The 26,122-nt window shown below is 66.8% G+C and carries 21 protein-coding genes and 7 tRNA genes; 12 read left to right on the top strand and 16 right to left on the bottom strand.

Annotated elements, in window-relative coordinates:
• Positions 1-202: 202 nt before the first annotated feature.
• The gene (locus AC5P7F_RS14200; protein WP_164077344.1) at positions 203-2,392 is read left to right on the top strand and encodes a PAS domain S-box protein; all 2,190 of its coding nucleotides are present in this window, start codon (positions 203-205) and stop codon (positions 2,390-2,392) included.
• Positions 2,393-2,532: 140 nt separating this feature from the next.
• On the opposite strand, the gene AC5P7F_RS14195 is transcribed toward AC5P7F_RS14200, so the two are convergent.
• From AC5P7F_RS14195 to AC5P7F_RS14185, 3 genes are all read right to left on the bottom strand, one after another.
• Entirely contained in the window at positions 2,533-2,679 is a 147-nt protein-coding gene (locus AC5P7F_RS14195) for a hypothetical protein (protein ID WP_154582529.1), read from the bottom strand.
• 19 nt (positions 2,680-2,698) lie between these two features.
• Positions 2,699-2,989 carry a putative quinol monooxygenase gene (locus tag AC5P7F_RS14190; RefSeq protein WP_046431272.1) on the bottom strand — a complete coding sequence of 97 codons (291 nt, stop codon included), beginning with the start codon at positions 2,987-2,989 and terminating at the stop codon, positions 2,699-2,701.
• 62 nt (positions 2,990-3,051) lie between these two features.
• Positions 3,052-4,140 (bottom strand): DUF5694 domain-containing protein, encoded by a 1,089-nt coding sequence (locus AC5P7F_RS14185; RefSeq protein WP_164077345.1) that lies wholly within the window; start codon positions 4,138-4,140, stop codon positions 3,052-3,054.
• Between the two features lie 580 nt (positions 4,141-4,720).
• Between AC5P7F_RS14185 and AC5P7F_RS14180 the strand changes: the two genes are divergently transcribed.
• The gene (locus AC5P7F_RS14180; RefSeq protein WP_164077346.1) at positions 4,721-6,547 is read left to right on the top strand and encodes a methyl-accepting chemotaxis protein; all 1,827 of its coding nucleotides are present in this window, start codon (positions 4,721-4,723) and stop codon (positions 6,545-6,547) included.
• Here AC5P7F_RS14180 and AC5P7F_RS14175 read toward each other — a convergent pair.
• Both AC5P7F_RS14175 and AC5P7F_RS14170 read right to left on the bottom strand, forming a co-directional pair.
• Positions 6,544-7,983: a GGDEF domain-containing protein gene (locus AC5P7F_RS14175; protein WP_014647535.1), complete on the bottom strand. Its 1,440-nt coding sequence runs from the start codon at positions 7,981-7,983 to the stop codon at positions 6,544-6,546. The genes AC5P7F_RS14180 and AC5P7F_RS14175 overlap by 4 nt on opposite strands.
• A gap of 305 nt (positions 7,984-8,288) precedes the next feature.
• Positions 8,289-8,374, bottom strand: a tRNA-Leu gene (locus AC5P7F_RS14170).
• A gap of 132 nt (positions 8,375-8,506) precedes the next feature.
• On the opposite strand from AC5P7F_RS14170, the gene AC5P7F_RS14165 reads away from it, so the two are divergent.
• Positions 8,507-8,887, top strand: coding sequence for a response regulator (locus tag AC5P7F_RS14165; RefSeq protein WP_032957303.1), 381 nt, complete (start codon positions 8,507-8,509; stop codon positions 8,885-8,887).
• A gap of 123 nt (positions 8,888-9,010) precedes the next feature.
• Here the strand turns inward: AC5P7F_RS14165 and AC5P7F_RS14160 are convergent, their stop codons facing one another.
• The gene (locus AC5P7F_RS14160; RefSeq protein ID WP_164077347.1) at positions 9,011-9,967 is read right to left on the bottom strand and encodes an SOS response-associated peptidase family protein; all 957 of its coding nucleotides are present in this window, start codon (positions 9,965-9,967) and stop codon (positions 9,011-9,013) included.
• Positions 9,968-10,043: 76 nt separating this feature from the next.
• On the opposite strand from AC5P7F_RS14160, the gene AC5P7F_RS14155 reads away from it, so the two are divergent.
• Positions 10,044-10,460 carry a GNAT family N-acetyltransferase gene (locus AC5P7F_RS14155; RefSeq protein ID WP_014647532.1) on the top strand — a complete coding sequence of 139 codons (417 nt, stop codon included), beginning with the start codon at positions 10,044-10,046 and terminating at the stop codon, positions 10,458-10,460.
• 101 nt (positions 10,461-10,561) lie between these two features.
• Here AC5P7F_RS14155 and AC5P7F_RS14150 read toward each other — a convergent pair.
• The 7 genes from AC5P7F_RS14150 to AC5P7F_RS14120 form a co-directional block, all read right to left on the bottom strand.
• Positions 10,562-10,637, bottom strand: a tRNA-Glu gene (locus AC5P7F_RS14150).
• Positions 10,638-10,684: 47 nt separating this feature from the next.
• Positions 10,685-10,760, bottom strand: a tRNA-Ala gene (locus AC5P7F_RS14145).
• A 45-nt stretch (positions 10,761-10,805) separates the two neighbouring features.
• Positions 10,806-10,881, bottom strand: a tRNA-Glu gene (locus AC5P7F_RS14140).
• Positions 10,882-10,930: 49 nt separating this feature from the next.
• Positions 10,931-11,006: transfer RNA gene (locus AC5P7F_RS14135), tRNA-Ala, on the bottom strand.
• Between the two features lie 185 nt (positions 11,007-11,191).
• A tRNA-Glu gene (locus tag AC5P7F_RS14130) sits at positions 11,192-11,267 on the bottom strand.
• A 54-nt stretch (positions 11,268-11,321) separates the two neighbouring features.
• A tRNA-Ala gene (locus AC5P7F_RS14125) sits at positions 11,322-11,397 on the bottom strand.
• Between the two features lie 78 nt (positions 11,398-11,475).
• Positions 11,476-11,874: a heavy metal-responsive transcriptional regulator gene (locus AC5P7F_RS14120; protein WP_014647531.1), complete on the bottom strand. Its 399-nt coding sequence runs from the start codon at positions 11,872-11,874 to the stop codon at positions 11,476-11,478.
• A 186-nt stretch (positions 11,875-12,060) separates the two neighbouring features.
• Here AC5P7F_RS14120 and AC5P7F_RS14115 point away from each other — a divergent pair, with 186 nt between their 5' ends.
• The 8 genes from AC5P7F_RS14115 to AC5P7F_RS14080 all read left to right on the top strand — a co-directional run bounded on the left by AC5P7F_RS14115 (position 12,061) and on the right by AC5P7F_RS14080 (position 22,134).
• Positions 12,061-13,128: a GlxA family transcriptional regulator gene (locus AC5P7F_RS14115; RefSeq protein WP_164077348.1), complete on the top strand. Its 1,068-nt coding sequence runs from the start codon at positions 12,061-12,063 to the stop codon at positions 13,126-13,128.
• Between the two features lie 81 nt (positions 13,129-13,209).
• A complete protein-coding gene (locus AC5P7F_RS14110; RefSeq protein WP_164077349.1) occupies positions 13,210-14,013 on the top strand; it encodes a redoxin family protein in 804 nt (267 codons plus the stop codon).
• A 30-nt stretch (positions 14,014-14,043) separates the two neighbouring features.
• Positions 14,044-14,886: a thiol:disulfide interchange protein DsbG gene (gene dsbG, locus AC5P7F_RS14105; RefSeq protein ID WP_164077350.1), complete on the top strand. Its 843-nt coding sequence runs from the start codon at positions 14,044-14,046 to the stop codon at positions 14,884-14,886.
• 525 nt (positions 14,887-15,411) lie between these two features.
• A complete protein-coding gene (locus AC5P7F_RS14100; RefSeq protein ID WP_014647527.1) occupies positions 15,412-16,845 on the top strand; it encodes a DcaP family trimeric outer membrane transporter in 1,434 nt (477 codons plus the stop codon).
• A 76-nt stretch (positions 16,846-16,921) separates the two neighbouring features.
• The gene (gene adiC, locus AC5P7F_RS14095; RefSeq protein ID WP_021204506.1) at positions 16,922-18,274 is read left to right on the top strand and encodes an arginine/agmatine antiporter; all 1,353 of its coding nucleotides are present in this window, start codon (positions 16,922-16,924) and stop codon (positions 18,272-18,274) included.
• A 20-nt stretch (positions 18,275-18,294) separates the two neighbouring features.
• Positions 18,295-20,583, top strand: coding sequence for an Orn/Lys/Arg family decarboxylase (locus AC5P7F_RS14090; protein WP_014647525.1), 2,289 nt, complete (start codon positions 18,295-18,297; stop codon positions 20,581-20,583).
• Positions 20,584-20,611: 28 nt separating this feature from the next.
• Positions 20,612-21,514: a cation diffusion facilitator family transporter gene (locus tag AC5P7F_RS14085; protein WP_032957286.1), complete on the top strand. Its 903-nt coding sequence runs from the start codon at positions 20,612-20,614 to the stop codon at positions 21,512-21,514.
• Between the two features lie 185 nt (positions 21,515-21,699).
• A complete protein-coding gene (locus AC5P7F_RS14080; protein ID WP_014647523.1) occupies positions 21,700-22,134 on the top strand; it encodes a RidA family protein in 435 nt (144 codons plus the stop codon).
• Here the strand turns inward: AC5P7F_RS14080 and AC5P7F_RS14075 are convergent.
• The 3 genes from AC5P7F_RS14075 to AC5P7F_RS14065 are packed head-to-tail and all read right to left on the bottom strand — an operon-like array spanning position 22,131 to position 26,095.
• Positions 22,131-22,844 (bottom strand): TonB family protein, encoded by a 714-nt coding sequence (locus tag AC5P7F_RS14075; protein ID WP_164077351.1) that lies wholly within the window; start codon positions 22,842-22,844, stop codon positions 22,131-22,133. The genes AC5P7F_RS14080 and AC5P7F_RS14075 overlap by 4 nt on opposite strands.
• Positions 22,837-23,637, bottom strand: a complete 801-nt coding sequence (locus tag AC5P7F_RS14070; protein WP_164077352.1) for a ChaN family lipoprotein — start codon at positions 23,635-23,637, stop codon at positions 22,837-22,839. The genes AC5P7F_RS14075 and AC5P7F_RS14070 overlap by 8 nt, the downstream gene beginning before the upstream one ends.
• Positions 23,624-26,095, bottom strand: a complete 2,472-nt coding sequence (locus AC5P7F_RS14065; protein WP_164077353.1) for a TonB-dependent receptor domain-containing protein — start codon at positions 26,093-26,095, stop codon at positions 23,624-23,626. The genes AC5P7F_RS14070 and AC5P7F_RS14065 overlap by 14 nt, the downstream gene beginning before the upstream one ends.
• Positions 26,096-26,122 lie beyond the last annotated feature (27 nt).

The raw sequence follows: 26,122 nt of genomic DNA, 5'->3' as shown, positions 1-26,122 counted from the left end.
GTGCCCCCCGTCACGGTTGATCCGGGGCGGGGGGCTTGTCGGTTTTCCCCGTGATTGCGCACACTTGCGCCTGAGGGGGGCGTTTGGCCTCCCCGCTGTCGCTGGGGAGGACCATGACGCCAGCACGACCCGCCGTCTTCGTTGCAGGCCGCAGTGCTTCGCTGCGGTCGGCGCCTGCCCGTGCCGGCAGGGGACCGGAGTGATGCCGGGCCAGGGCACCCACGGCAATGGACTGCTGGAGCGCCGCCTGCAGGCGTTGGCTGAAGAGCGTCGCCGGCTGGCGATGATCATCGACGGTACCGCTGCGGGTACCTGGGAATGGAACGTGCAGACCGGCGAGATGCGGGTCAATGCGCGCTGGGCCGAGATTGTCGGTTATCGCCTGGATGAGCTGGAACCGATCTGCCAGAAGACGTTCCTGAAGCTGGTCCATCCCGATGACATTGCGCTGTCCGATGCAGCGCTGGACGACCATTTCGAAGGGCGCAGCGACAACTACGCCTGCCTGCTGCGCATGCGCCACAGGAACGGCCAGTGGATCTGGATCCAGGACCGTGGCCGGGTCTTTGAATGGGACGGGCACGGCAAGCCGCTGTGGATGGCCGGTGCCCATGCCGATGTCACCGAACTGCAGCAGGCAAGGCAGGACGCGGCCGAGACCCGGCAGCGCCTGCAGGCCGTGGTCGATGCGTCCGATGAGGTGGCGGTGATCGCCACCGATACCGATGGCACCATCACCCTGTTCAACACGGGGGCGGAGCGCCTGCTGGGCTACAGCGCGGCGGAGGTGGTCGGCCAGCGCCGGCTCGACGCCTTCCACGATCCAGCCGAACTGAAAGCGTGGTTGCAGCCGCTGGCCGATGCTGATGGCAATCTTCCCGGCGTGTTCGAGGCGCTGAGCGCGCGTGCCGACGGGCAGACCTACTCGCGGCAGTGGACGCTGCTGCGCAAGGATGGCCAGTCACGCCAGGTACGCCTGTCGATCAGCCGCATGGAGAGTGCCGATGGAACGCGCATCGGCTACGTCGGCATGGCCATCGACATTACCGAGATCCTGCAGGCACGCGCCGAAGCACGACTTTCGGCAGAGAAGTTCGCTGGCGCGTTCACCTCCGCCGCACTGGGCATGGCACTGGTGTCGCTGGAAGGACGCTGGCTGGATGTCAACGACGCGCTGTGCCGGATACTGGGCTACCCGCGAGAAGAGCTGCTGCAGGTCGATTTCCAGCGCCTGACCCATCCCGATGACCTGCAGACCGACCTGGCCCTGGTACAGGACCTGTTGGCCGGGCGACGCAGCCACTATCACCTGGAAAAGCGCTACCTCGACCGCGACGGCCGCATCATCTGGGCGCGGCTGTCGGTGTCGCTGGTGCGCAACGAGCATGGCGAACCGCTGCATTTCGTGTCGCAGATCCAGGACATCACCGCCCAGCGCAGCAGCGAGCAGCGCCTGTTCGAGAGTGAACAACGCAGCCGAATCACGCTGGATGCGGTGGCCGACCTGGTGCTCAGCGTCAGCCTTGATGGCCGCATCGACTACGCCAACGCTGCTGCGGTGCGCACCCTGGCCGGTGATGGCGCCTTGTCGCTGGCCGGGCACAAGGTGCAGGACGTGCTGGCGCTGACCACCGAGTACGCGCCCGGCTCGGTACTGGATGTGACGGTGCTGCTGGACCCGGAGAGCAACGCGGTGGACCTGCACGCCGACCTGCTGCTGCGCCTGGGCACGGCAACGGTGCCGGTGGACCTGACCCGCGCCTGGCTGCGCGATGACGAAGGCCACGTGCGCGGCGCGGTGTGGGTGCTGCGCGACGACACCCAGCAGCGGGCACGCCAGCGCGAAGCCCGCCACCTGGCCGAGATCGATCCGCTCACCGAACTGAGCAACCGCCGCGGTTTCGAGGTGCACCTGCAGCAGGCGATCACCCGCGTGGAGCGCACCGGCCAGGCTGCCTCGCTGATGTACATCGATCTGGACCGCTTCAAGCCGGTCAACGACACCTGGGGCCATCTGGCCGGCGATGCCGTGCTGTGGGCGGTGGCCAGCGTGCTGCGCCATGGCGTGCGCGATTCGGACGTGGTGGCACGGTTGGGCGGCGACGAATTCGCGGTCATCCTGTCCGGTTGCACGCCGCGGCGTGCGGCCCGCATCGGGGACGAGCTGCTGCACACCCTGGCCGCGCTGTCCATTCCGTGGGACCAGGACCGGCTGCGGATCGGTGCCAGCATCGGTATCGCGCCGCTGGCCGGCGGCATGAGCGTGGACCAGGCGGTGGCTGCGGCCGATGCCCAGTGCTACCGGGCCAAGGCGATGGGGCGCAACAACGTGCAGGTGCAGGGCGAGTTGTCCCAGCTTCCGGGTGACGATCCCGACGCCGCGGAGGACTGATCTCAGCCTGTGAGAGGACGCGCGCGAATACTGCGCGCACTCCACTCACGCAGGTCACCTCCATGAATGCCTGGAACCCGGTTGCGGTACGCAAGTTCATTCCGGCCCTGATCGGCTGGTGCCTGGCGCTGGCCGCCTGTCTACGCGCCGAACAGCTGCGCGGCGACCTGCACGCAAGGGCGTTGTTGCCCGTGTTGCAGCAGGGTGCGGTCGCGCTGCTGGTCCTGAGCCTGTCCTGCACGGTTGCGGCCTGCCTGTTGCTGTGGCGGCATGGCCGCAGCGATCATGTGCATCCCGCTGCAGGCACTACACCCGTACGGCATCCATCAGCAGGAACCGGCACGGCGCACACTGGAAGGCATTGATCTGTGGCACCAGGCGCTGGAAGTGTTCGCTGGCACAGTGCAGGTCGAGCGCGGCGCGGTCGGGCCACAGCTCGATGAAGATGAAGTGGCCCGGATCCTTCTGGTCGACGAACAGTTCATAGCCGAGGCAGCGCGGCTCGCGCAGCGTGCACGCCACCAGCTCGCGGTACAGGGGAAGCACGGTGTCCACCGCATCGGGATGGATGAAATCCTCGGCGATCACTTTCAGCATGTCGGCACCTGCGAATCGGGTCTTGCAGGATAGTGCCGGCGCATGGCCGGCACCTGTTCCCGTCAACGCAATACCGTGTCCGCACTGACCAGCCGCACGTCATGCATCTGATTGAGGTAGGCCTCGTAGTAGCCCTTGTGCGAGGCACCCACGATGGCCAGCATGCGTCTGCCAGGATGCTGGCTCAGCACGTCGCGGATGTTGGCGACCATGCGCAGGTTGCGGGTTTCCCAGTAACCGACGTACATCCGGCCGAACGCCTTGGAGGACGGCTCGACGAGCGTCGCGCCGAAGTCGCTCTGGTAGGCGGCCATCGCCGCCGCCGGGCTGTTGTAGTCCCGATACAGCGCCATGACACCGCCGGGCTTGTCCAGATCGGCCACGAGGCGTTCATCGGCCTCCCGCCGCGCGCGCGAGTGCGTATTGTTCCAGGCACCGGTGATGGCCGCGCTGGCCGCCGCTTCATCCTCGGCGGGCGTGGGCGAATCGGCCGTGTGGTCGTCCACGGCCCACAGGCGTTCCTGCCCGAGGCGGGCGGCGACCTCGGCGGCGATCAGGTGGGTTTCATTGCGGCGAACCAGGCCTTTTTCGAGGATCTCGACCAAGGCAGGTGTCAGTCCATCACCGCCTTTGCGCTCGGACGCAGGCAGGCGCAGCCACTGCACCTGCGCCGAGCCGCGTTCACCCGCTGCCAGGAACAATGCTGCGAGCCGACGACGCTGGGCGGGCGTCGGCTCGTCCGGCCAGGTCGCAAGCAGGTGCTCGGCCTGGGTGTTCGCCGTAGGCACGTCCAGTCCGGTCGCAGCCTGCGCAGCGGTGGTGTCGAAGCAGTAGGTGGCCACGCTCTCCGCATAGCGTGCCGGGTAGCGACGCATGAAATCGCACTGCAGGCCTGACAGGTCTTCGGTGGCGATCAGCTCGGGCTTCCAGGCGACCAGTCGCTGCAGCAACGGTTCAAGCAAGGCGGGCTGGAAGGACTTGGGCAGGCCGGACAAGTGGGTGGTGCCCAGTACCAGCACTTCGTTCAGGCGCCCGGCAGGCGGGCCCTTCAGCTGGTCGGGATGGAAGCTGGGGCGGTAGGTGGCGTCGGCAGCGAAGGCGCCGCTGCTGCACAGGCCCAGGATGAGGAAACTGGCCAGGCGTGGGAACATGCGATCTCCGTGTCAGTGAGCGTCCTGCGGTTCGCTGCATGCTGGCCAGTTTCATCTACCACCGGATCTCCCGTTGGTCATGCAAACCTTTTCCGCTTGAACTGCATCCGCGTGCCGGGCAAGGCTATGCCCAGTGACGGCGACAACGCGCGACATATGCCCTGACGACACCCGGTGCCGAGCAGAACCTGCCCAGCCGGCGCCTGGCGAAACCGCTCGGCGGTGCCCCTGTCTCGCGTGAGCAGAATGTGAAGTGCATCGCGATTGTCCACCGCATCCCTGCAGGACCATCTGAAGATGCGACGGACGTCGCGGAATCCGGCTAAAGCCACCGATCGCATCGCCGATATTCCCTCTGGATCCCGCTCAAGTCGCCCGCTGCAGGACCCCAGGCTGCCCCCGACGGGCGGCCCGCGCTGTGTGTTCCGCCGCTCCCTATGCCGATCGCACCCGCACCAGACGTTCTTGCCAGCCGCTCGAGGGGTGCCTGCCGGTACCTGTAGTCCCAAGCAACTGAAGTTGCCGCCGGGCATCCCGCCCGTCGGGTCGCAACCGCTTACCGGACACCGAGGATCAGACAATGCTCATTCCAGGCTTTACGGCGGGCGCGCAGGCGCCGGCCGAGCTGCATACCCGTTGGTCGCCGTGGCGCGCCCTGCTGGGCGCGCTGGCACCGCAGCACCGCAGCGACGTCGAGGCGGCGGCCGATGGCCGTGCCGAGCTGGAGGCGCAGGTCGCGGCGCTGCACCGGGTCCAGGCGGTCATCGAGTTCGCCCTCGATGGCACCATCCTGCAGGCCAACGAGAACTTCCTGCAGGCGATGGGTTACCGGCTGGAGGAGATCCAGGGCAAGCATCATTCCCTGTTCGTCGACCCCGAGCAGGCGCGCAGCGCCGGATACCGTGACTTCTGGGCGCGGCTGGGTCGTGGCGAATATGACGCGGGCCAGTACCGGCGTTTTGGCAAGAACCAGCGCGAGATCTGGATCCAGGCCTCGTACAACCCGGTGCTGGACCGGCAGGGGCGTCCGTACAAGGTGGTCAAGTTCGCCACTGACATCACTGCGCAGAAGCTGCAGGCGGCCGACTCGGCCGGCCAGCTGGCGGCGATCGACAAGTCGCAGGCGGTGATCGAGTTCAGCATGGATGGCCGCATCCTGTCGGCCAACGACAACTTCCTGGCTGCCACCGGTTACAGCCTGGATGATGTGCGTGGCCAGCACCACTCGCTGTTCGTCGAACCTGAGTATCGCAGCAGTGCCGAGTATCGGCAGTTCTGGGAAAAGCTCGGCCGTGGCGAATATGATGCCGGCCAGTACCGGCGCCTCGGCAAGGGCGGACGCGAGGTCTGGATCCAGGCGTCCTACAACCCGATCCTGGACCTCAACGGGAAGCCGTTCAAGGTGGTCAAGTACGCCACCGACATCACCGCGCAGGTGCATGAGAACCAGGCCATGCAGCGTGCCGTGGCGCAGACCCGTGAAGTGGTGGCGGCCGCCAAGGAGGGCGACCTGACCCGGCGCGTGGCCACCGCCGACAAGAACGGGCCGATCGCCGAGCTGTGCGAAGGGGTGAATTCGCTGGTCGAGGCGATGGCCGCGATCATCGGCCAGATCAAGTTCGCCGCTGACACCATCGCCGTCGGCGCCACCGAGATCGCGCAGGGCAACAGCGATCTGTCGCAGCGCACCGAGCAGCAGGCAGCGTCGCTGGAAGAGACCGCGGTGTCGATGAAGGGCCTGGCCGAGACCGTGCAGCGCACCGCGACCAACGCACGGCAGGCCAGTCAGCTGGCCGGTGGTGCCGCCGATGTCGCCGCGCGCGGCGGTAACGTAGTGCACGAAGTGGTGGAAACCATGGCGGTGATCAACGCGTCCTCGCGCCGCATCGTCGACATCATCGGCGTGATCGACGGCATCGCCTTCCAGACCAACATCCTTGCCCTGAACGCCGCGGTGGAAGCCGCGCGTGCGGGCGAACACGGGCGTGGCTTCGCCGTGGTCGCCACCGAGATCCGGGAACTGTCGCAGCGCTCGGCCAGTGCCGCCAAGGAGATCAAGCAGCTGATCGATGCGTCGGTGGCCAATGTCGGTGCCGGTACCGCGCAGGTTGAGAGCGCCGGCCGCACCATGGACGAGATCGTGGTCAACGTGCGCCGGGTCAGCGACCTGATGTCCGAGATCAGCACGGCCGCGCAGCAGCAGAGCGACGACATCCAGCAGATGAACCATGCCGTCGATCTGATCGACCAGGGCACCCAGCAGAACGCCGCGCTGGTCGAGGAAGCTTCGGCCGCGGCGCGCAGCATGGAAGAACAGTCGGCGCAGCTGCTGCAGACGGTGGCCAGCTTCCGCGTGCAGGGTGGGGCGGGGCACATGCATGGTGCGGCGGTGCTGCGCGCGGTCTAGGCGCGGCGGTCGGCGTGTTGTTCCCCGGCCTCGACGGCCGGGGCGGCGTGCACGCAGTTGCGGCCGGCATGCTTGGCCCGGTACAGGGCCTGGTCGGCACGCTCGACCAGGCTGCGCGGGTCACCCTCATCATGCGCGGCCTGCCAGGCCACGCCGATGCTGATGGTCACGTGGGCCTGGGCGGCGGGCAGGGCGGCGGCTTCCACGGCGGCGCGCAGGCGCTCGCCCAGGCCCAGGGCGTGGCCGATGTCGGGCGCGGGCAGGGCGGCGATGAACTCCTCGCCGCCGTAGCGGGCCAGCAGGTCATCACCGCGTTGCAGGCAGCCGTCGAGGATCGCGGCGACCGCCTGCAGGCGGCGATCACCTTCCGGATGCCCGTAGGTGTCGTTGAGTCGCTTGAAGTGGTCGATATCGATCATCAGCACCGCCAGCCCCACGCCCTGGCGACGGGCGCGGCCGTGCGCGCTGCCGAGCGCTTCATCGAAGTTGCGCCGGTTGCCGAGCCCGGTCAACGGATCGCGCCGGGCCAGCAGCGCCAGCTCGTCGCGCTCACGCTGGATCTGCACCTGGGTGAGCACGCTGCGCAGGGCATGGCCGAGCATGGCACCGATGAACCCCACGGTGGCCAGGGTCGGCTGCAGGCGTGCCACCAGCAGCGCCACCATCATCAGCAGCAACGGCAGCATCAGCGGCACGCCGGCATCGACGATGCGGCGGAGGTTGCGCGGCACAGCCACCGCCGGTGGGCGGTACGTGCTGCCGGCCAGCACTGCCAGCAGCACGAACAGCCCGCTGATCAGCAGGTCGCCCCAGCCACCATCGGGTACCTGCGGCTGCCAGGTATTGATGTAGAGCGCCATCAGGAAGTAGCCGAGCGCGTAGATCGTCAACGTGCGGAAGAAGTCGCGGCGGTCGGCATTGTCCTCGGCCAGGAAGCGGATCAGCGCGAAGCAGAACACCAGGCTGTTCTGCACGTTGCTCAGGGTGTGCAGGCATTGCGTCCACAATGCGGTGTTGAGGTGTGCCATCGCCCGCGTATGCACGAAGTACAGCAACCACAGCAGCGCGATGACCGCCAGGTCCACCGCACGGATACAGCGGTTGCCGCCGCCTGGGCTGGCGGCCACGTAGGTCAGCGGAATCCGGTAGAACACATACAGGATCAGCGACGAGGCGGTCATCTGCGCAGGGCTGAGGCCGGCCACATTGCGATACAGCAGGGCCAGCAGGGCCAGCGAGAACAGGCCGACGGCAGCGCCCAGCGTTCGCCACTTGCAGGCCGCCTGGCTGTCGCGCGCGCGTCGCACGCAGGCCAGAGCGGCCAGAAGGGGGGCGGTGATCAGCATCAGGTAGGAGCCAACCGGGTCCTGCGGGCCGATCAAGGCAATGACGAGCGCGTGCGTGACCATGAAAAACAGTGCCGCACGCAACGTCATGCATTCCCCCGCCCCCAGATCCGGCTGGGATCACGATAGGCAGAAGTAGGTGAGGCTGGCAAGAAAAGTGTGCGCTAGTGCTATTCGCAACCTTGTCGGCTGTCACATTTTCGTTTCATCGGGGTGACACGACGGCGTTGCCGTGGGCGTACGTCCAGAAGTCGCGGGGCTGCCCCCGCACGTGGCGATGGGCGCGCAGTATGTCGGCGAGCGTGGGAGGGGCATGCTGGGGCATCCTCGCCAGTGTCGGCGCTCCGGTCCGGGAAATGCAAAAGGCCAGGTCATGGACCTGGCCTTTGATGCAGTGGTGCCGGTGAAAGGACTCGAACCTTCATGGGGTCACCCCCGGCTGATTTTGAGTCAGCTGCGTATACCATTCCGCCACACCGGCAGGCAGCGTGCGAGTGTAACCGAGGTCGGCAGGAGATGCCTAGTAGGAGAGCCTATCAGGGCGGTTCCTGTCGGCATTGGCCCCTTGGTAGCTATACTCCCGACGTGCAATTGCCTCCAGGAGCGGTAGCTGATGACAGTGTTGCAGGACCTGAGGGTGCTGGTGGTCGAGAACGACGAGATGAGTGCGGCCCTGCTGCAGATGCAGCTGGTGCATGCCGGTGCGACTGTGGTCGGGCTTGCCGCGAGTGTGTCCGAGGCCCTGCGGCTGCTGGAGCAGAGCACTCCTGACGTGGCCCTGCTGGATTACCGGCTGGCCCGCAACGAGACCAGTGAGCCAGTGGCTGCAGCGCTTTCGGCGCGTGGCATTCCGTTCGTGCTGGCCACCGGGATGCTGGCCGAGCAGCTGCCTGCGCCGATGCTGGCCGGCCTGTTGCTGGTCAAGCCGTACCTGTCGGCCGATCTGTCGCGGGCGCTGGCGCGTGCGGTGGGACGCTCCAGCGCCAAGGCCTGAGCCGCTCGCCACGCACCGGCAGGGGGAAGCTGCGGGGGCTGAATCCTCACGTCTGCGATGCGCGGCGGCAACCCCTGATCCAGGAGCCCTGCCCACGCGCGGTTTTTCATTCGCGTCCGGCGCTCAGCCCGCTTCCTCGTACACGTAACGGATTTCCTCGCGGTCATCGAGGATGCGGTACTGGCGCGCCAGATCATCCGGTTCGGGGTTGAGCCAGGCGTCCAGGTGTTCCCTGCGGATCGGTACCACGCCGCGGTCATGCCCGGCAGCGGCGACGTCGCTGGGCGGTGTGTCGGTGATCGTGGCAAACGAAAGCAGGCGGCCTTCCGGTCCTTCCCATTCCGCCCAGAGGCAGGCCAGCAGCAGGTCGCGGGGTGGATCGGGGCGGAATTCGAGCACCACGTCCTGCTCCTTTTCGTCGGCATCGAGGCTGCGGCCGGCGATGGCGTGGCGGGGCACGTGCTCGTAGAACGCCTGCACCACCACCACGCCGTGGCGCAGTCCGAACGCACCCCGCCAGTAACCTTCCAGGCTGTCGCGCCGCGCGTTGTAGGTGCCGGGGTACAGCACGTCGTTGCGCGCCGGCTTGTCCGGCAACCGGCACTGGTAGCGCATCGGCTTGATCACGCGCCGGCCGTTCTCGCTGACCATCACCGGTGCGTAGCTGCCGGGGAAAATGCGGTTGTCGCGCGGCAGCAGCTGCACCCGATGCAGGTCGTCCAGCCGGGCCTGCGCGCGCTCGATGCGGTTACCGGCCACGCGCAGGTCATTGCGCGCTTTCTGCGTGGGCCGGGTGGCCAGCGTGGCATGGGCAATATCGCGTCGTTCGCGCTGCCGGACCAGTTCAGCCTCCAGCGCCTGCTGCTCCTGCGCATGCCATTGCTGGATCTTCGCCACGATGTCCCGGCCCTGTTCGGTACGCGCACCGGCGAACCCGTCATCCATCGCCTTCGGCGTCTTCGGCCGCTTCTTGCCTGGATCGTGTGCGTACAGTTCGGCGAACTCCTCCAGCGACAGGATGGCGCCGAACTCGCGTACCAGCTTGGCGTAGTCAGCGCGGATCAGGGCGGAATAGCACATGGGACTCTGGGGGCCTGGGTCGCAGCGGCTGCGACGTGGATGCGGCAGGATAGCCCGACCCATCTGGAGATGCCGCATGACTGATTCCATCACCTGCCAGTTCCGCGAAGCCGTGCCCACGGTCGAGGACTACTGCCGGTTGCGCGTGCTTGCAGGCCTCAGTGCCAAGGCCCGGGAAGCGGCCGCCCGCGCGCTGCCCAATACGCTGTTCGGCGTGTGTGCCTACCAGGGCACTGAGCTGGTGGCGATGGGCCGTATCGTCGGCGATGGCGGCTGCCACCTGCAGGTCTGTGATATCGCGGTGCTGCCGCGGTTGCAGGGGCAGGGCCTGGGCAAGGAAGTGATGCGGCGCCTGGATGGCTGGATGCAGGCCAACCTGCCGCCATCGGCGTACGTCAGCCTGCTGGCCGATGGCGAGGCGCATCGGTTGTACGCACAGTTTGGTTTCGCGCCCACGGCACCGGCATCGATCGGGATGTATCGGCGGTTCTGAGCCGTAATCGGGGTGAAGCCATCCACACCATGCGTGGATAGGGCCTTCCCAGGAATCACAGGCAAAGAAAAACCCCGACCGGAGTCGGGGTTTTCAAGAATTGGCGTCCCCACGGGGATTCGAACCCCGGTCGCCACCGTGAAAGGGTGATGTCCTAGGCCTCTAGACGATGGGGACGCACGAAAACTTCAAGTTGTAGATCTTTCGACGGCCTAATGTCGAAGTGGTGGAGCCAAGCGGGATCGAACCGCTGACCTCCTGCATGCCATGCAGGCGCTCTCCCAGCTGAGCTATGGCCCCATGAAACTCCGGATGATCTGCCGGGAGCAGAGTCCGTTTTGAAACTGGCGTCCCCACGGGGATTCGAACCCCGGTCGCCACCGTGAAAGGGTGATGTCCTAGGCCTCTAGACGATGGGGACGCACGAAAAACTTCAAGTTGTAGAACTTTCGACGGCCTAATGTCGAAAGTGGTGGAGCCAAGCGGGATCGAACCGCTGACCTCCTGCATGCCATGCAGGCGCTCTCCCAGCTGAGCTATGGCCCCGTGTTACCGAGCCGCCTATCATACCTGCGTGTTCACGTTTGTGGAAGTTTTTTTTTGAACTTTTTTCGTTCCGGTTCGACCGTCGCCACGAGGGCAGGGGAACCGCAACGCCACAACCTGAATGCCGGTAGGCGGTGAACAAAAAAGACCCGGTTATCGGCCGGGTCCTCGTTGTTCGTGATGAGTGGCGTCCCCACGGGGATTCGAACCCCGGTCGCCACCGTGAAAGGGTGATGTCCTAGGCCTCTAGACGATGGGGACGCAATTCTCATCAATGTTCTTCAGCGACCTTTCGACGGCCTAATGCCGAAAGATTGGTGGAGCCAAGCGGGATCGAACCGCTGACCTCCTGCATGCCATGCAGGCGCTCTCCCAGCTGAGCTATGGCCCCACGTCGCTGAGGAGCGAAATAATAGCCTTGCCCCCGGGGGTTGGCAAGCATTTGTTGCACTTTTCTTCACGCGCGTTGCTATGCCGCGTCGTCGGTCAGCGCCGCCAGGATCGGGCACTGATCCAGCGTGCCGTGGCCGGGGCAGGCGTCGACCAGCTGAGAAAGCGCGGTGTGCATGCGCTGCAGTTCGGCCATGCGTTGTGCAATGTCCTGCAGCCGGGCCTGCGCCGTGTCGCGCACACTGCCCATGTCCTGTGAGTGGCGGTCACTGAGCGCCAGCAGTTCGGCGATTTCTTCCAGGCTGAAGCCCAGCGTCTTGGCGCGGCGGATGAAGCGCAGCCGGCGCAGGTCCTGCTCACCGAAGATGCGGTAGCCCCCGGCCGAGCGTGCCGCCGTGGGCAGCAACTGCTGGCGTTCGTAGTAGCGCACCGTATCGATCGGCACGCCGGCCCGGCGTGCCAGTTGACCAATGTTCATGGCGGATTCCTGCGGATGCTGCCGCTCATTGTGAAGCCTTGAGTCTGGTCCAGGGTCAAGGTCCCGTCGCTGACGGCGCATTCAGCGCACTTTGCAACTTTCTTCATAGCCCCACCGTCGTGGCAGTTCCTACCCTGCGCCTGAACCGGCCGCTGGACGGCCTGCAACGAACCGAGGAGATGGTCTGTGGAAGGATTCAGGAACGAAGGATTCGTCGAGGTCGCGGTGGTCGAATACCCGGGAGGCGACCCGTCGGCCGCCTCCGTGCTGACCGAGATGGCACATGTCGCCAACCGGCTTGCCCAGCAGCAGCGCCGTCCGTTCAAGCGTGTCCTGGTGACCCGCTGGATCGTGCCGGCCAGCCAGACCGGCGTGCATCGCATTGCCGGCGCGGAGATGCTCGAGGCGGACATCCCCGCCGTGATCGCCGTGCCTGGCCAGATCAGCCAGGGCGTCTGCCTGCGCGCCGATGAGGTGCTGCTGGATTGGCTGCGCGCGCATTACGACGGTGGCAGTCTGCTGGCTGCCGCCAGCGACGGTGTCAGCATGCTGGCACGCGCCGGTCTGCTGGCTGGGCGCACCGTCAGTGGTCCGGACCTCGGGCGCCATCCGGGCCTGCAGGGGCAGTCGGCCAGCTGGGTACCCAGCGAGCGCGCGCTGGTCGATGACGGCGACCTGCTGACGGTGGCCGGTTCCCAGGCCTGGCGCTTCCTCGCCCTGCGCCTGCTGTACCGGCTGCACGGCCAGGGCGTGGCGAGTTCCGTGGCGCAGCAGCTGGGGATCACGGTTCCGGCGGCGATCCAGCAGGATCTCGAGCGTTTCAGTGCCAACTTCGCCCACGGCGATCGCGACGTACTGAAGGCGCAACGCTGGCTGCATACCACCGCTGCGCGCGGCGCCACGCTCGGTGCGATCTGTGAGATTTCCGGGCTGGAGCCGCGCACCCTGAAGCGGCGCTTCCTGAAGGCCACCGGCCTGCGCCCGATCGAGTATTGCCAGCGGTTGCGTATCGCCAAGGCGCAGACGCTGTTGCAGCAGGGGGCGGGCATCGATGAAGTGGCCTGGGGCGTAGGCTATGCCGACCAGAGCGCATTCCGTCGCCTGTTCCTGCGCATTGTTGGAATGACGCCGGCCAACTATCGCCGGCTGGTCAACAACAAGCGGCGCGAGCGGCCGCTGTTGTCATCGGTGGCAGGCAGCCTGCGCGGGCTGCAACCGGCGCCCGGCATGCAGATGCCGCGCAGCGTGGCCTGATGCCTGCAGTAGGCGTCGCGCTTGCAACCTGGGCGCGACGCTTCGACCATGCAGGTAACGGATGATGGGGCAGGTGGGCTGATGTCGAGTGTGGGACCGGTGCCGATGCCGGTGGTGTTGATCCTGATGTGCGTGCTGCTGGCCATGGCGGTAGCACGCCTGTGGCCGCGTCGGAAAGACGGGATGGCAGTGCCTTCCGCGGCCAGCCTGGTTCTGGACATGTTGCTGATCGGCCTGCTGTGCGGACGCATCAGCTTCGTCGCCTTGAACTTCGCGCTTTACCGTGAGGCCCCGTGGAGCATCCTGCAGATCGCCGACGGTGGGTATCACCTTGCAGTCGTGCTGGCTGCGGGCCTGGCGTGGGGCACCTGGCGGCTGCGGCCCTGGCGCGCGTTGCGTGCGCCGGTGCTGGCGGGCGCACTGGTGGGCGTGGTGTCGTGGGTGGTGGGCAGCCACCTGCTGGCAGCCTGGCAGGAGCAGCGGATGCCGCTGCCGGCGGTGCAGGTGGCCGATCTGCAGGGGCGCGTGATCGACCTGCAGCAGTTCCGGGGCAAGCCACTGGTGCTGAATCTCTGGGCCAGCTGGTGTGGGCCCTGCCGGCGCGAGATGCCGGTGCTGGCATCCGCACAGCAGACCCACACCGACGTGCAGTTCGTGTTCCTCAACCAGGGGGAAACCCTGGACGAAGTGAAGGGTTTCATCGCATCCGAGCAGCTCCGGCTGGGCAATGTACTGCTGGACGATACCGCCTCGGCGTCAACCGTGCTGGGTGTGCAGGCCTATCCGTCGACGCTGTTCTTCGACGCCGAAGGTCGCCTGCGTGAACTGCACCTTGGCGAACTGACGGCCGCGGGTCTTGAACACAAACTGCGCCGGCTGCGGTAGCCTGCGCGGGCATCTCATTACGGAGTTCCCATGTTGTCGACTTCCCTGCGCATCGCTCCGGCGGTGCTGTTGCTGCCGGTCATGCTGGCATTGGCCGCCTGCAGCCAGGCCCAGACCCCGCCGGGCAAGACGGCGGCAGCGCCGGCCGCCGGCGCTCCGGCCACCGCGGCCAAGGGGGACCGTCCCGCAGTGCTGAAAGGCATCGAGAAGCACGGCTTCGAAGTCGTTGCCGAGTTTGATGCACCGGGTGGCCTGCGTGGCTTCGCCGGCGTGGTGGGGGGGCAGCAGCCCGCCGCCGCGTACGTGACCGCCGACGGCAAGCATGTGCTGGTGGGCAGCCTGTTCGATGCCGAAGGCAACGATGTGGCCGCCGAGGCGGTGGAGAAGCTGGTCGCTGCACCGATGTCGGCCAAGATGTGGACCAAGCTGGAAGCCAGCGCCTGGGTGCGTGACGGCAAGGCCGATGCACCGCGTGTGGTCTATACCTTCAGCGATGCCAACTGCCCGTACTGCCACAAGTTCTGGGAAGCGGCGCGTCCGTGGGTTGACGCCGGCAAGGTGCAGTTGCGCCACATCATGGTTGGCGTGATCCGCGAGGACAGCCCGGCCAAGGCCGCCGCCATCCTCGCCGCGCGTGATCCGAGCGCGGCGCTGCTGGAGAATGAGCACCAGTTCGACCGTGGCGGCATCAAGGCGCTACCGAGCGTCAGCCGCGAGATCGCAGGCAAGCTTGATGCCAACCAGGTCCTGATGATCGAGATGGGCTTCCAGGGCACGCCGGGCATCCTGTTCCAGGATGCACAGGGGCAGGTGCAGCGTCGCGCGGGCCTGCCGCAGGGCGCCGACCTGCAGACGGTGCTGGGTCCGCGCTGATCGCCGCCAACGTCGTGATGTAACCGACAGGCCCGCATGGCAGCATGCGGGCCTGTTGCATTTCGGCGCTCCTGCGGCGGGCGGAGAGGGCAGCAGGGCTGCGCAGCAGCTGTTCGTCGTCACATCTGAATCGTGACTGACATCAAGCATCGCGCCTTGATTCCAATCAAGGTCAAAAACGACAGGCGGATTAGCCTGTTGACGCATGGAATACAGCGTCAACGCGCCATGGATGCCGCGCCAGACATGCCTTGAACCAGGGCGGTCGGCACAGCCATTCACGACACTCTCACTCCCTGATTGTTACCCAGACCGCTGCGGTCGCCACCTCTCTGGCAGCGCGGCCTTGATGGGCTCGACACCGGTGCGGGCAGGGCAGTGTCATCGTCCTGTTGCCTGCCGGATGCAGGCTGGCCGGTGTCGTCAACGCAGTATCCGCATTTCCAGCAACGGCGACGCGAGGCCAGGGCACTGTGCGCCTGTATCCGGCCAGCGCGCTGCGAATGTTTGTCCAGGGAGGATGCAATGCGCTTGGCGGTACTGAGTCTGGCCTGTTCGACCGCACTGGCGATCGCGCCAGCGTATGCGCAGCAGCATGGCCAGGAAGATGCGCAGGCGTTGCGGCAGGAAATCGCTGCCATGCGCCAGGCATTGGAAGGCATGCAGCAGCGCCTGGATCGGCTTGAGCAGCGCGAGGGCTCAGCGCCTGCCGCCGTGGCGCAGGCCCCGACCCCGGCAGCAACGGCGGGCGGCAGCGCCAGCATGCTGCACCCGACCCAGGTGCCGGGCGTGGCGCAACCGGTGCTGCCGCAGCGCGAATCGGTGGCCGATCCCTCAACGGCGGCGTCGCGTCCCGACAGCGCAGCCGGTCCGACCGACCCCGATCTGAAAGGCTTCTTCACCATTCCCGGCACCGATACGGTGATCCGCATCGGCGGCTACGCCAAGCTCGATGCGATTGCCGATTCGCGTGCGGCCGGTGACGAAGATCAGTTCATTCCGTCGTCGATGCCGGTGGGTGGCAGCCATCGCGATGTCTCCAACTTCAACATCCATGCCAAGCAGACCCGCTTCAGCTTCGAGGCGCGGCGCCCGACCACGCACGGCAACCTGCGTTTCTACCTGGAGAACGATTTCTTCGGCAGCAGTGAGGGGTATGAGTTCCGCCTGCGACACGCCTATGGACAGCTTGGCAACACCTATGCGGGCTATGGCTACTCCAGCTTCATGGACCCGGACAGCCTGCCCGATACGCTTGACTTCGCCGGGCCGGGCGGCGCCGGATACCTGCTGGTGGCGGGCATCCACCACAGCTTTGCGATAGGCAAGGGCAACACCCTGACCGTCGCCGCTGAAGACCCGAAGACTGAACTCGCCGGCGCCAGCGATGCTCGCACGGCAGTCAACCGCCTGCCCGATGTGACCGTGACCGCGCGCCTGGAGCGCGACTGGGGCCACCTGCAGCTGGGCGCGGTGGCACGCAGCCTGGCCTACGACGGCGATGGCGAGCGCGACCGGCGCATGGCCGGTGGCCTGCAGCTGAGCGGCTCGGCGTCAGTGGGCGAGCGCGACCTGCTGCTGTTCGGCGTACTCGGCGGGCGCGGCCTCAGTCGCTACACCGCCGACCTGACCGGCTCCGGACTGGACGCAGTGGTCGGTGCCGATGGCCGCCTCGCCGCGTTGGACCTGCACGGCGGTTTCGTCGGCTACACCCATTACTGGTCCGCGCTGTGGCGCTCCAACCTGATCTTTGGCCAGCTGACCCTGGAGCGCAACGCCGCACTCGCCGCTGATGCATTCCGGCAGAGCCGCTACGGCGTGTTCAACCTGATCTGGAGCCCGGCGCCGTCCTGGACGATGGGCATGGAGCTGCTGTACGGCCGGCTGGAACAGCAGGGCGGCGCACGCGGCGACACGGTCCGGGTGCAGGGCAGCCTGCAATACAACTTCATCAAATAGACGCCAGCGGTCGTACGCCAGCGTAACCGTCCCCACGCCCGGTGCTGCCGGGCTCATGCCAGTACCGGAGATCGTCATGGCAGAAGCAAAGAAAATCGGGGTGGTCGGAGCCACCTTCCTCGTCGCCGGCAACATGATGGGCTCAGGCGTGTTCCTGTTGCCGTCCAGCCTGGCCAAGATCGGTACCGCCTCGATCTGGGGCTGGCTGATCACCACCGCCGGTGCGCTGCTGCTGGCCTTCGTGTTCGCCAAGCTGGGCAAGCTCGCACCCAAGGCGGGCGGTCCCTATGCCTACGCGCGCGACTGGTTCGGGCCGTACATGGGCTTCCAGACCAACACCATCTACTGGTTCGCCAACTGGATCGGCAACGTCGCCATTCCGATCGCGGCGGTGGGCTATTTCAGCTATTTCTTCCCGATCCTGTCCGAGCCGCTGGTGCGTTGCATCGCGGTGCTGGTGCTGGTGTGGGCACTGAGCTTTGCCAACGTGATCGGTCCGGCCTTCGTCAGCCGCGTGCAGACGGTCACCACCAGCTTTGCGTTGGTGCCGATCCTGGGCATCGCCATTTTCGGCTGGTTCTTCTTCGATGCCGACATCTTCAAGGGCGCCTACAACGTGTCTGGCGAGTCGAACTTCGGTGCGATCTCGAGCGCCGCGGCACTGACCCTGTGGGCCTTCATCGGCGTCGAGTCTGCATCGGTGACTGCCGGTGTGGTCGAAAATCCGGAGAAGAACGTCGCCCGCGCGACGCTGGCCGGCGTGTTCCTGGCTGCCATCGCCTACATCGCCAGTTCGTCGGTGATCATGGGCATGGTGCCGAACGCGGAACTGCAGGTGTCCGACGCACCGTTCGCGCTGGCGGCGGCCAAGGCGGTCGGTGGCTGGGGCGGCGCGCTGGTCAGCCTGTGCGCCTTCATCGGTGCCGCCGGCTCGCTGGGTGGCTGGATCCTGCTGACCGCGCAGAGTGCCAAGGCAGCGTCGGATGACGGCCTGTTCCCGAGCATCTTCAGCAAGACCAACAAGGACGACGTGCCGGTCAAGGGCGTGCTGATCGTGGCGGTGCTGATGACCCTGGCGGTGCTGGTGACCTCCACCTCGGAAACCGCGTCGGCCCAGTTCGACGTGATCACGTCGGCGGCCGTGGTGCTGACCCTGCTGCCCTACATCTACTCGTGCGTGGCGTGCTACTTCGTGGTCGAGCGTTCGCACACCCTGGTCCACACCGGTGCGTTCTGGACGCTGACCAGCCTGACCGTCGTGTACTGCCTGTGGGCGATCTACGGCTCGTCGGGGACCATCGTGCAGTACGCCTTCCTGTTCGTGCTGTTCATCACCGTGTTCTATCCCTTCTTCAGCGAGGAGCGCCGCCAGCAGCGGCAGCGCGCCCGCGAGGCCTCGGCGATCAGCGCCGGCGCCCGGCATTCCTGAGTTCGACAAGGAGAATCAACGTGTACTTCAAGTCCCTGGACTACCCGGTCATTGTCATCGACAACGACTACGAGTCGCCGCGCATCGGTGGCATCCTGATCCGTGCGCTGGTGGAAGAGCTGCGCAGCAACGACCAGCGCGTGCTGTGCGGGCTGAACCTGGATGACGCCCGGGCCGGTGCCCGCACCTACGTGGCGGCCTCGGCGGTGCTGATCTCGATCGATGGCAGCGAAGAGGTGGATGGCGAGTTCCAGCGCCTGACCGCCTTCCTGCGCGAGCAGAGCGCACGCCGTGCCAATCTGCCGGTGTTCCTGTACGGCGAGCGCCGCACCATCGAGAAGGTGCCGAGCAAGCTGCTCAAGTACATCCACGGTTTCATCTTCCTGTTCGAAGACACCAAGAGCTTCATCTCGCGGCAGGTGATGCGCGCGGCCGAAGACTACATGAAGAACCTGCTGCCGCCGTTCTTCAAGGCGCTGATCCATCATGCGGCCGAGTCGAACTATTCCTGGCATACGCCGGGCCATGCCGGCGGCGTGGCATTCACCAAGTCGCCGGTCGGCCGCGCATTCCATCAGTTCTATGGCGAGAACACCCTGCGCAGCGATCTGTCGATCTCGGTGCCGGAGCTGGGCTCGCTGCTCGATCACACCGGCCCGATCAAGGATGCCGAGAACGAGGCGGCACGCAACTTCGGTGCCGACCACACCTTCTTCGTCACCAACGGCACCTCCACCGCCAACAAGATCGTCTGGCATGGCACGGTGGCCCGCGGCGACGTGGTGTTCGTTGACCGCAACTGCCACAAGTCGCTGCTGCACGCGCTGATCATGACGGGTGCGGTGCCGGTGTACTTCACGCCCAGCCGCAACGCGCACGGGATCATCGGCCCGATCAGCCTGGACCAGTTCACGCCGGAGTCGCTGCAGCAGCGCATCGCCGCCAATCCGCTGGCCAGCCAGGCCTACAAGGCCGGCTCCAAGCCGCGCATCGCGGTGGTCACCAATTCGACCTACGACGGCCTGTGCTACAACGCCGAGAAGATCGCCGACGAGATCGGCAGCGCAGTCGATTTCCTGCATTTCGACGAAGCCTGGTACGCCTACGCCGCGTTCCACCCGTTCTACGAGAACCACTACGGCATGGCCAAGGGCAAGCCGCGTGAGCAGGATGCGATCATTTTCACCACGCATTCCACCCACAAGCTGCTGGCGGCGTTTTCGCAGGCCTCGATGATCCACGTGCGCAACTCGGCGCAACGCAACCTCGATGCCGAGCGCTTCAACGAATCGTTCATGATGCACACCTCGACCAGCCCGCACTACGGGGTGATCGCGGCCTGCGATGTGGCGTCGAAGATGATGGAAGGCGACGCCGGCCGTTCGCTGGTGCAGGAAATGCACGACGAGGCGATCGCCTTCCGCCGCGCGATGCTGCACGTCCGCGATGATCTCGGCCGCGACGACTGGTGGTTCAGCGTGTGGCAGCCGACCCAGGTCGAGCGCAGCCTGGACAAGGGCGATACGCCGGCACCGATGGTGGCCAAGCGCGAGGAGTGGTACCTGCAGCCGGATGCGCACTGGCACGGCTTCGAGAACCTGGTGGATGACTATGTTCTGATCGACCCGATCAAGGTGACCCTGCTGACCCCGGGCCTGGCAATGGACGGCAGCATGGGCAGGCTGGGCATCCCGGCGGCGGTGCTGAGCAAGTTCCTGTGGGGCCGCGGCATCACCGTGGAGAAGACCAACCTGTACTCGGTGCTGTTCCTGTTCTCGATGGGCATCACCAAGGGCAAGTGGAGCACCCTGGTCACCGAGCTGATGGCGTTCAAGGAACTGTACGACCGCAATGCGCCGCTGAGCCAGGCACTGCCGACGCTGGCCGCCGATTATCCGAATGCCTACGCTGGCTGGGGCCTGCGTGACCTGTGCGACGCGCTGCATGCGTTCAACCAGGAATTTGCCGTGGCCAAGGTGATGCGCGAGATGTACGTGGACCTGCCGACGCCGGTGATGACCCCGGCCGATGCCTACAACCACCTGGTCAAGGGCGAGATCGAGCGGGTCGACATCGAGCAGATCAGTGGCCGCATCGCGGCGACCATGCTGGTGCCGTACCCGCCGGGCATCCCGACCATCATGCCGGGCGAGCGCTTCGGCGACAGCGACGAGCCGATCATCCAGTCGCTGCGCATCGCCCGCGAGCAGAACGCCCGTTTCCCGGGCTTCGAATCGGACGTGCACGGGCTCATCATCGAGCAGGAGGGTGATGCGGTCTCGTACAAGGTGGAGGTGCTGAAGGCCTGACCCGTAACGGTCGGCTCATCGGCGAACGATGGATACCGCGCGCGAGCAACGCATCCTGACGTTCTCGATCGGGGTCACCCTTGCGGTGAGCGCGGTCGGCTTCGGCGGTGGCCTGCTGGTGGGATCGCAGGCCATCCTGTTCGACGGCGTGTACAGCCTGGTCGACGTCGCCCTGACCCTCGTGTCGTTGTCGGTGCTGCGGCTGGTGGCGCGGGAACAAAGCCCGCGCTTCCAGTATGGCTACTGGCACCTGGAGCCGATGGTCGAAGCGCTGGGTGGTGTGATCCTGTCGCTGGCCTGCGTGTATGCGCTGGCCAACGCGGTGATCGGCCTGACCACGGGCGGGCACGAAGTGAAATTCGGGCCCGCGCTGTGGTGGGCGGCGCTGCTGAGTGCCAGCAACCTGGCGATGGCGGCGTTCGTTGCGCAGCGGGCGCGGCATCTGCGCTCCGCGCTGTTATGGCTGGATGTGCGGGGCTGGCTGCTGGGCGGGTTGATGAGCCTGGCAGTGGTGCTGGCCTTCGTGTTGGCGCTGGTCCTGCACGGTGGTGAGTGGCACCATTGGGTGCCGTACCTGGATTCGATCGTGCTGGCATTGATCAGCCTGGCGATGCTGCCGGTGCCGGCGCGCAGCGCGTGGAAGGCCATGCGCGAAGTGCTGCAGGTGGCGCCGGATGATCTGGACCGGCGCGTGCAGCAGGTGATGCAGGCGTTCGTGGCCGAGCGTGGCTATGCCGGTTTCACCAGCCATGTGGCGAAGATGGGGCGGATGCGCTTCATCGAGATCCATGTATTGGCTGACCCGATCACGCCGCTGGGGTCGGTAGGCGAAGTCGATGCGATGCGCGATGAGATCGCGGTGCGGCTGGATGCGCGGGGCAGTACTTTCTGGTTGACCATCGATTTCACCGCAGACCCGGCGTGGACGTGAGCCGGGAACGGTAGAGCCGAGCCCATGCTCGGCTGCCATTCGCGCTGAGCAGCCGAGCGTGGGCTCGGCTCTACACGTGGGCACGATCGTTGCGCATGGCGGACCGGACTGTTGCAGCGGATCGGTTTGACCTCAACTCTGGTTGAGGTCGCAGACTGCCTCGCATTCCCCATGAGGCATGCGGCATGAACCTGCTGACCACCCCGGACCTCAGTCACGGCCTGCTGGAACTGTTCAATCCTGCGGGGCTTTACGACCCCTCGGCCAACGGCTACTCGCACGTGGCGGTGGTGCGCCTTCCCGCCCGGGTGATCCATATCGCCGGGCAGGGCGGTGAGGATGCCGATGGTCATCTCTCTCCCGGCTTCGGGGAACAGGTCGAGCAGGCACTGGACAACCTGCAGATCGCATTGCGTTCGGCGCAGGCCAGCCTGGCCGATGTCGCGCGGTTGCGCATCCTGGTGGTCGACCACGACGAGGACCGGCTGGGCATCATCGCCCGGCAGGTACGGCGGCGTTGGCCGAACGGCGCAGCGCCGACCTGCACCCTGATTCCTGTGCCACGGCTGGCGCTGGACGGCATGCTGTTCGAGATCGAGGCGGAGGCCTACGCCGCCTAGCGCAGGTAGTACTCCACCGGCACCACCAGTTCCTGCGGTGCCTTCATTTCCATGGGAATGGGCGGCAGCGGCTGCGCGCGGCGGAACGTCTGCAGTGCGGCGTCGTCGAGCATCGGTTGGCCGCTGGACTGCTCCAGCCGCAGGGCCTGCAGGCGTCCCTCGCGATCGATGCTGGCCCTGACCCAGGCCGTTCCCTGCTGCCGGCGCGAGCGCGCGACGGCGGGGTAGTAGCGATAACGCTCCAGCCGCGCCATCAGGCGGGCTTCCCACTGGTCGCTGGCGGCGCCGGCCTGGAAGTCCGCCGGTGGTGCGTCGGGAGCGGGCGGCGCGGCCGTGATCGATGCCGGTGCGGGACTTGCATCGGTCACGGCCGCAGGCGGGGCGACCGGCAGGGCTTGCCGGCCAGGGCCACCGAGCTCGCTGGCGGCCACCTCGCCCTCGCGCGCGGCGGTGGGCTTTGGCGGAGGGGGCGACTTCGCCGGTCGCGACGCGCGCGCCTGCTGCGCCTGGCTGGGGGTGTCGGCCTGGCGCTCTTCGACCGGCTGGGGAGGCGTAGCCGGTGCCAGCAGGCGCAGGCTGATGCGCACATCCTGTTCACGCGGCGGCAGCAACGGTGGCGCGGCCATCCAGTGCACCAACAGCAGCAAGGGCAACAGGTGCAGGCCGATGCTGATGGCAATCGCCTGCCAGTGTTGGCCGCGTTCACTCATCGCCCGGCACCCACAGCAGATCGGCGTCGGCTGCATCGACGCCTTCGTCGGGTGACGCAAGCGCGATCACCAGTGCCGGTACCTCCGATGGCAGGTAGCCCGGCACGCCGGTGCCGCGCAGTACATGCCAGCGGCCGGCCACCAGCAGCGCGGGTGCAGGGGCTGCGGTCAGTGCCTGTGCCATGCGGGTGTCGCGGGCCTGTTGCACGGCCAGCATCCCTTCCAGCATCGGTGCGGCGTCTGCGTGCTGGGCCAGCACCACGGCCGACAGGCGTTGCCGGGCGGTGGGCATCGGAAACCGCACCGACGTGTTGGAGGCAAGCAACGCATTGACCTCGGCACGCGACAGGTTGCCGCCGAACAGGGGGATGCCGGCGGCGGTGGCGTCCTGTACCAGCCCGCCATAGGTGGCCCACGGCCAGCGTGTATCCCAGCCCAGCAGCGCCTGCAGGTGCGCACCATCGGCATGGTTGCCCTTGGCCAGCCAGCGCTGCACCCGCTGCAGGCGCGGTTGGCGTTCACTGGCGATCATCTCCATCACCAGCGCACCTTGTGGACGCTGCCGTTGCAGCGCGTGCAGCAGCCAGCGCTGGGCGGCGTGGTCACCGGCCAGGTCGTGGCGTTCGCCCAGCAGCAGCCGCGGGGCGTTCGCTGCACGCTTCACGAACGCGGCTTCGTCCAGGCGCTGCCCGCTGGCCAGGTCGATCACCGTGCCGGGCATCGGCTGCGCGCTGGCGATTGCGGCCAGTGCGAGCAGGCACAGCGGCAGCCAGCGACGGCTAGAACGCCACATTGACGCCCATCGAGACGGTGCGGCCACGGCCGTTGCCGCGGTCCAGGATCGGGCTGAAGATGCTGTCGATTGAGGCATTGTTGTCATAGGCCTTGTTCTGCAGGTTTTCGATGTTCAGCCACAGCGTGGTGTTGGGCTGGGGCTTGAAGCTGGCGTAGAAGTCGAGCAGTACACCGGTACCGCCGGTCCTGCGGGTCTGGAAGAAGTCGTAGCCTTCTTCGGTGGGCCCGGAGTATTCGGCGCGCAGGCCGGCCTGCACGCGCTTCTGCCACCAGCGGCCGCCGACATCCAACGTCCAGAAGCGGTCGGGCAGGGCGGTGATGTCTTCCAGGTTGACGAATTCGATGGCAGGCGCACTGGTGCGCGAGCGGGTCCAGCTCAGCGTGGCGTGGTAGTGCGCGCTGGCGTAGTGCGCTTCCAGCTCGATACCGCGCATGCGCACCACGCCGGGGTGGTTCATCCAGCGCGTGGTGGTGCTGAAGTCGTCCACGTCCAGGGCATCGGTCCAGGCAGTGAGCTGCTGATCGCTGTCGATCGGTACCACGAAAGGCCCCACCTCCGGCGGGTGCACGATCAGCAGGTACTGCGGCTTGATGTAGTCGCGGATGCGGTTGTCGAAGCGGGTGACGCGCAGCTGCGCGAGGTCACCGTCGGCCAGCAGCGAGGAGGCGCTGAGGTTGGCGCCGAACTGCAGGTTGCGCGAGCGCTCACGGCGCAGGAACGGGTTGGCACCCACGCCGTCGGCATCGCTCATGCCTTCCAGAGGGATCTTCTCGAAGAACATCTCCTGCACGCGCGGCGGGCGGGAAGTACGCGAGGCTTCGGCGAACAGTTGCAGCCAGTCGGTGGCCTGCCACGATACCGCCAGGCTGGGGCTGAGTGCGCGCTGGGTACGGCGCACGTCGATGCCGCCGCCGTTGATCTCGGCGCACTGGCCAGGCACATCCGAGCACACCGGGACGTGGCCGCGGATGCCATAGCGATCCTGGCGCAGGCCTGCAGTCAGCGCGTAGATGTCGTACTGCAGTTCCAGCGTGCTGAACACGCTGTCCAGCTGGCTGCGGCCCTGGGGGTTGGCGCCGCGCAGGATGGGGGTGTCGGCCACGTAGACGTCCGACTGGTGCTTGATGCCGGTGTCCCAGCGTGCCTGCAGTGCACCGATATCGAAGCGGCTGGTGTTGTCGAGCGTCCAGCTGCTCAGGCTGGTGTGGGTGCGGCGGCCGATGTAGCTGGAATCCTCCACGGGTGGATAGAACAGCCGGGTCTTGTTGCCGGCGAAGGTCGCGCGCAGGTCGATCCACGGCGTGTAGGGCGTGTAGTGGTAGCTGGCGCGCTGGTTGCGTGCGGAAATCTGCCACGGGTAGTTGTGGTAGAAGTCGTTTTCGTAGCGCATGTGGCTCAGGTCCAGCCGATGCTGGTCACTGGGCTGCAGGCGTGCTTTCAACAGCCAGCTGCTGGGCTGCTGGCTGCCGGGGTCGGCATTGTTCTTCTGCCCGCGTGCCGTGGCGTACTCGCCGCTGCGACTGCTGCTGGCAGCGGCCAGCAGGCCGAACTGGCGGTCACCGCCGTCCTCGCTGTGGCGCCATGCGCCGGCGAAGGTGCGGCCGCTGCCATAGCCGTTGTTGCCATGGCGATAGCCCGCACGCAGGCCCCAGTCACGGCCTTCGCCGAGCAGGTCGTCGATGTCCAGCATGCGGAAATTGGCACTGCCGGCCAGCGTGCCGGCACCATCACCACCGGCGACCGCACCGCGTTGCACGTCCACACCGGCCAGCAGGAATGGGTCGACGTAGGCGAACGGACCACCGGAGCCATGGCCCGCGTTGTTGCGGAAGGTCTGGGTGACACCATCGATCATGGTGTTGACCCGCCCGGCGCCGGTCATGCCGCGGATGTTGACCTGCAGGCCGGGCTGGCTGCGCGAGTGGAAAGTGTGGGTGCCGGGCATCGAACGCAGCAGGCTGTTGCCGTCCTGGCGTTCGGCCATCGCCACGCGCTCGCTGCCGACGGCGGGCGCAAAGCCATCGCGGGCCGCCGGGACATACTGGCTGGCGCCTGCACCGGGGGAATGGCCGTGTGCGATATCGCCCTGTACGCGCAGCGGGCCGGTTCGACGGCTGCCATCGGAGGGGGCGGCCGGCGCCGGTTCCAGGGTGGCGCGGCGCGCGTCGATGAAACGGGGGCGCAGGCCGCTACCGGCCAGCAGGCGCGACAGGGCCTGCGCGTCGTCGAACCGTCCGCGTAGTGCCGGCGCCGTCTGGCCGCCTGGCAATGCCGCGCCGATCACCAGATCGACACCGGTCAGCCGGCTGTAGGCATCCAGCGCGCTGGCCAGCGGTTGCGCAGGAAGATCGAAGTGACGGGAGGCGGCCTGCGCGTGTGCGCTGGCAGGTAACAACGGAAGCGGACTGGCGCAGGCCAGTGACAGGGCGAGGACAAGGGGACGGTGAAACAGCATCGGGAGCTCCAGGGGCTGACGCAGCGC

This window comes from Stenotrophomonas sp. YJH_SMC_105-26, assembly GCF_059368915.1.
This window is presented reverse-complemented; position numbering and strand designations above follow the sequence as displayed.

Coding starts and splice junctions, on each gene's coding strand:
- AC5P7F_RS14200 (WP_164077344.1), top strand. CDS start 203: ATGCCGGGCCAGGGCACCCACGGCAATGGACTGCTGGAGCGCCGCCTG.
- AC5P7F_RS14195 (WP_154582529.1), bottom strand. CDS start 2,679: ATGATCGCTGCGGCCATGCCGCCACAGCAACAGGCAGGCCGCAACCGT.
- AC5P7F_RS14190 (WP_046431272.1), bottom strand. CDS start 2,989: ATGCTGAAAGTGATCGCCGAGGATTTCATCCATCCCGATGCGGTGGAC.
- AC5P7F_RS14185 (WP_164077345.1), bottom strand. CDS start 4,140: ATGTTCCCACGCCTGGCCAGTTTCCTCATCCTGGGCCTGTGCAGCAGC.
- AC5P7F_RS14180 (WP_164077346.1), top strand. CDS start 4,721: ATGCTCATTCCAGGCTTTACGGCGGGCGCGCAGGCGCCGGCCGAGCTG.
- AC5P7F_RS14175 (WP_014647535.1), bottom strand. CDS start 7,983: ATGACGTTGCGTGCGGCACTGTTTTTCATGGTCACGCACGCGCTCGTC.
- AC5P7F_RS14165 (WP_032957303.1), top strand. CDS start 8,507: ATGACAGTGTTGCAGGACCTGAGGGTGCTGGTGGTCGAGAACGACGAG.
- AC5P7F_RS14160 (WP_164077347.1), bottom strand. CDS start 9,967: ATGTGCTATTCCGCCCTGATCCGCGCTGACTACGCCAAGCTGGTACGC.
- AC5P7F_RS14155 (WP_014647532.1), top strand. CDS start 10,044: ATGACTGATTCCATCACCTGCCAGTTCCGCGAAGCCGTGCCCACGGTC.
- AC5P7F_RS14120 (WP_014647531.1), bottom strand. CDS start 11,874: ATGAACATTGGTCAACTGGCACGCCGGGCCGGCGTGCCGATCGATACG.
- AC5P7F_RS14110 (WP_164077349.1), top strand. CDS start 13,210: ATGTCGAGTGTGGGACCGGTGCCGATGCCGGTGGTGTTGATCCTGATG.
- dsbG (WP_164077350.1), top strand. CDS start 14,044: ATGTTGTCGACTTCCCTGCGCATCGCTCCGGCGGTGCTGTTGCTGCCG.
- AC5P7F_RS14100 (WP_014647527.1), top strand. CDS start 15,412: ATGCGCTTGGCGGTACTGAGTCTGGCCTGTTCGACCGCACTGGCGATC.
- adiC (WP_021204506.1), top strand. CDS start 16,922: ATGGCAGAAGCAAAGAAAATCGGGGTGGTCGGAGCCACCTTCCTCGTC.
- AC5P7F_RS14085 (WP_032957286.1), top strand. CDS start 20,612: ATGGATACCGCGCGCGAGCAACGCATCCTGACGTTCTCGATCGGGGTC.
- AC5P7F_RS14080 (WP_014647523.1), top strand. CDS start 21,700: ATGAACCTGCTGACCACCCCGGACCTCAGTCACGGCCTGCTGGAACTG.
- AC5P7F_RS14075 (WP_164077351.1), bottom strand. CDS start 22,844: ATGAGTGAACGCGGCCAACACTGGCAGGCGATTGCCATCAGCATCGGC.
- AC5P7F_RS14070 (WP_164077352.1), bottom strand. CDS start 23,637: ATGTGGCGTTCTAGCCGTCGCTGGCTGCCGCTGTGCCTGCTCGCACTG.
- AC5P7F_RS14065 (WP_164077353.1), bottom strand. CDS start 26,095: ATGCTGTTTCACCGTCCCCTTGTCCTCGCCCTGTCACTGGCCTGCGCC.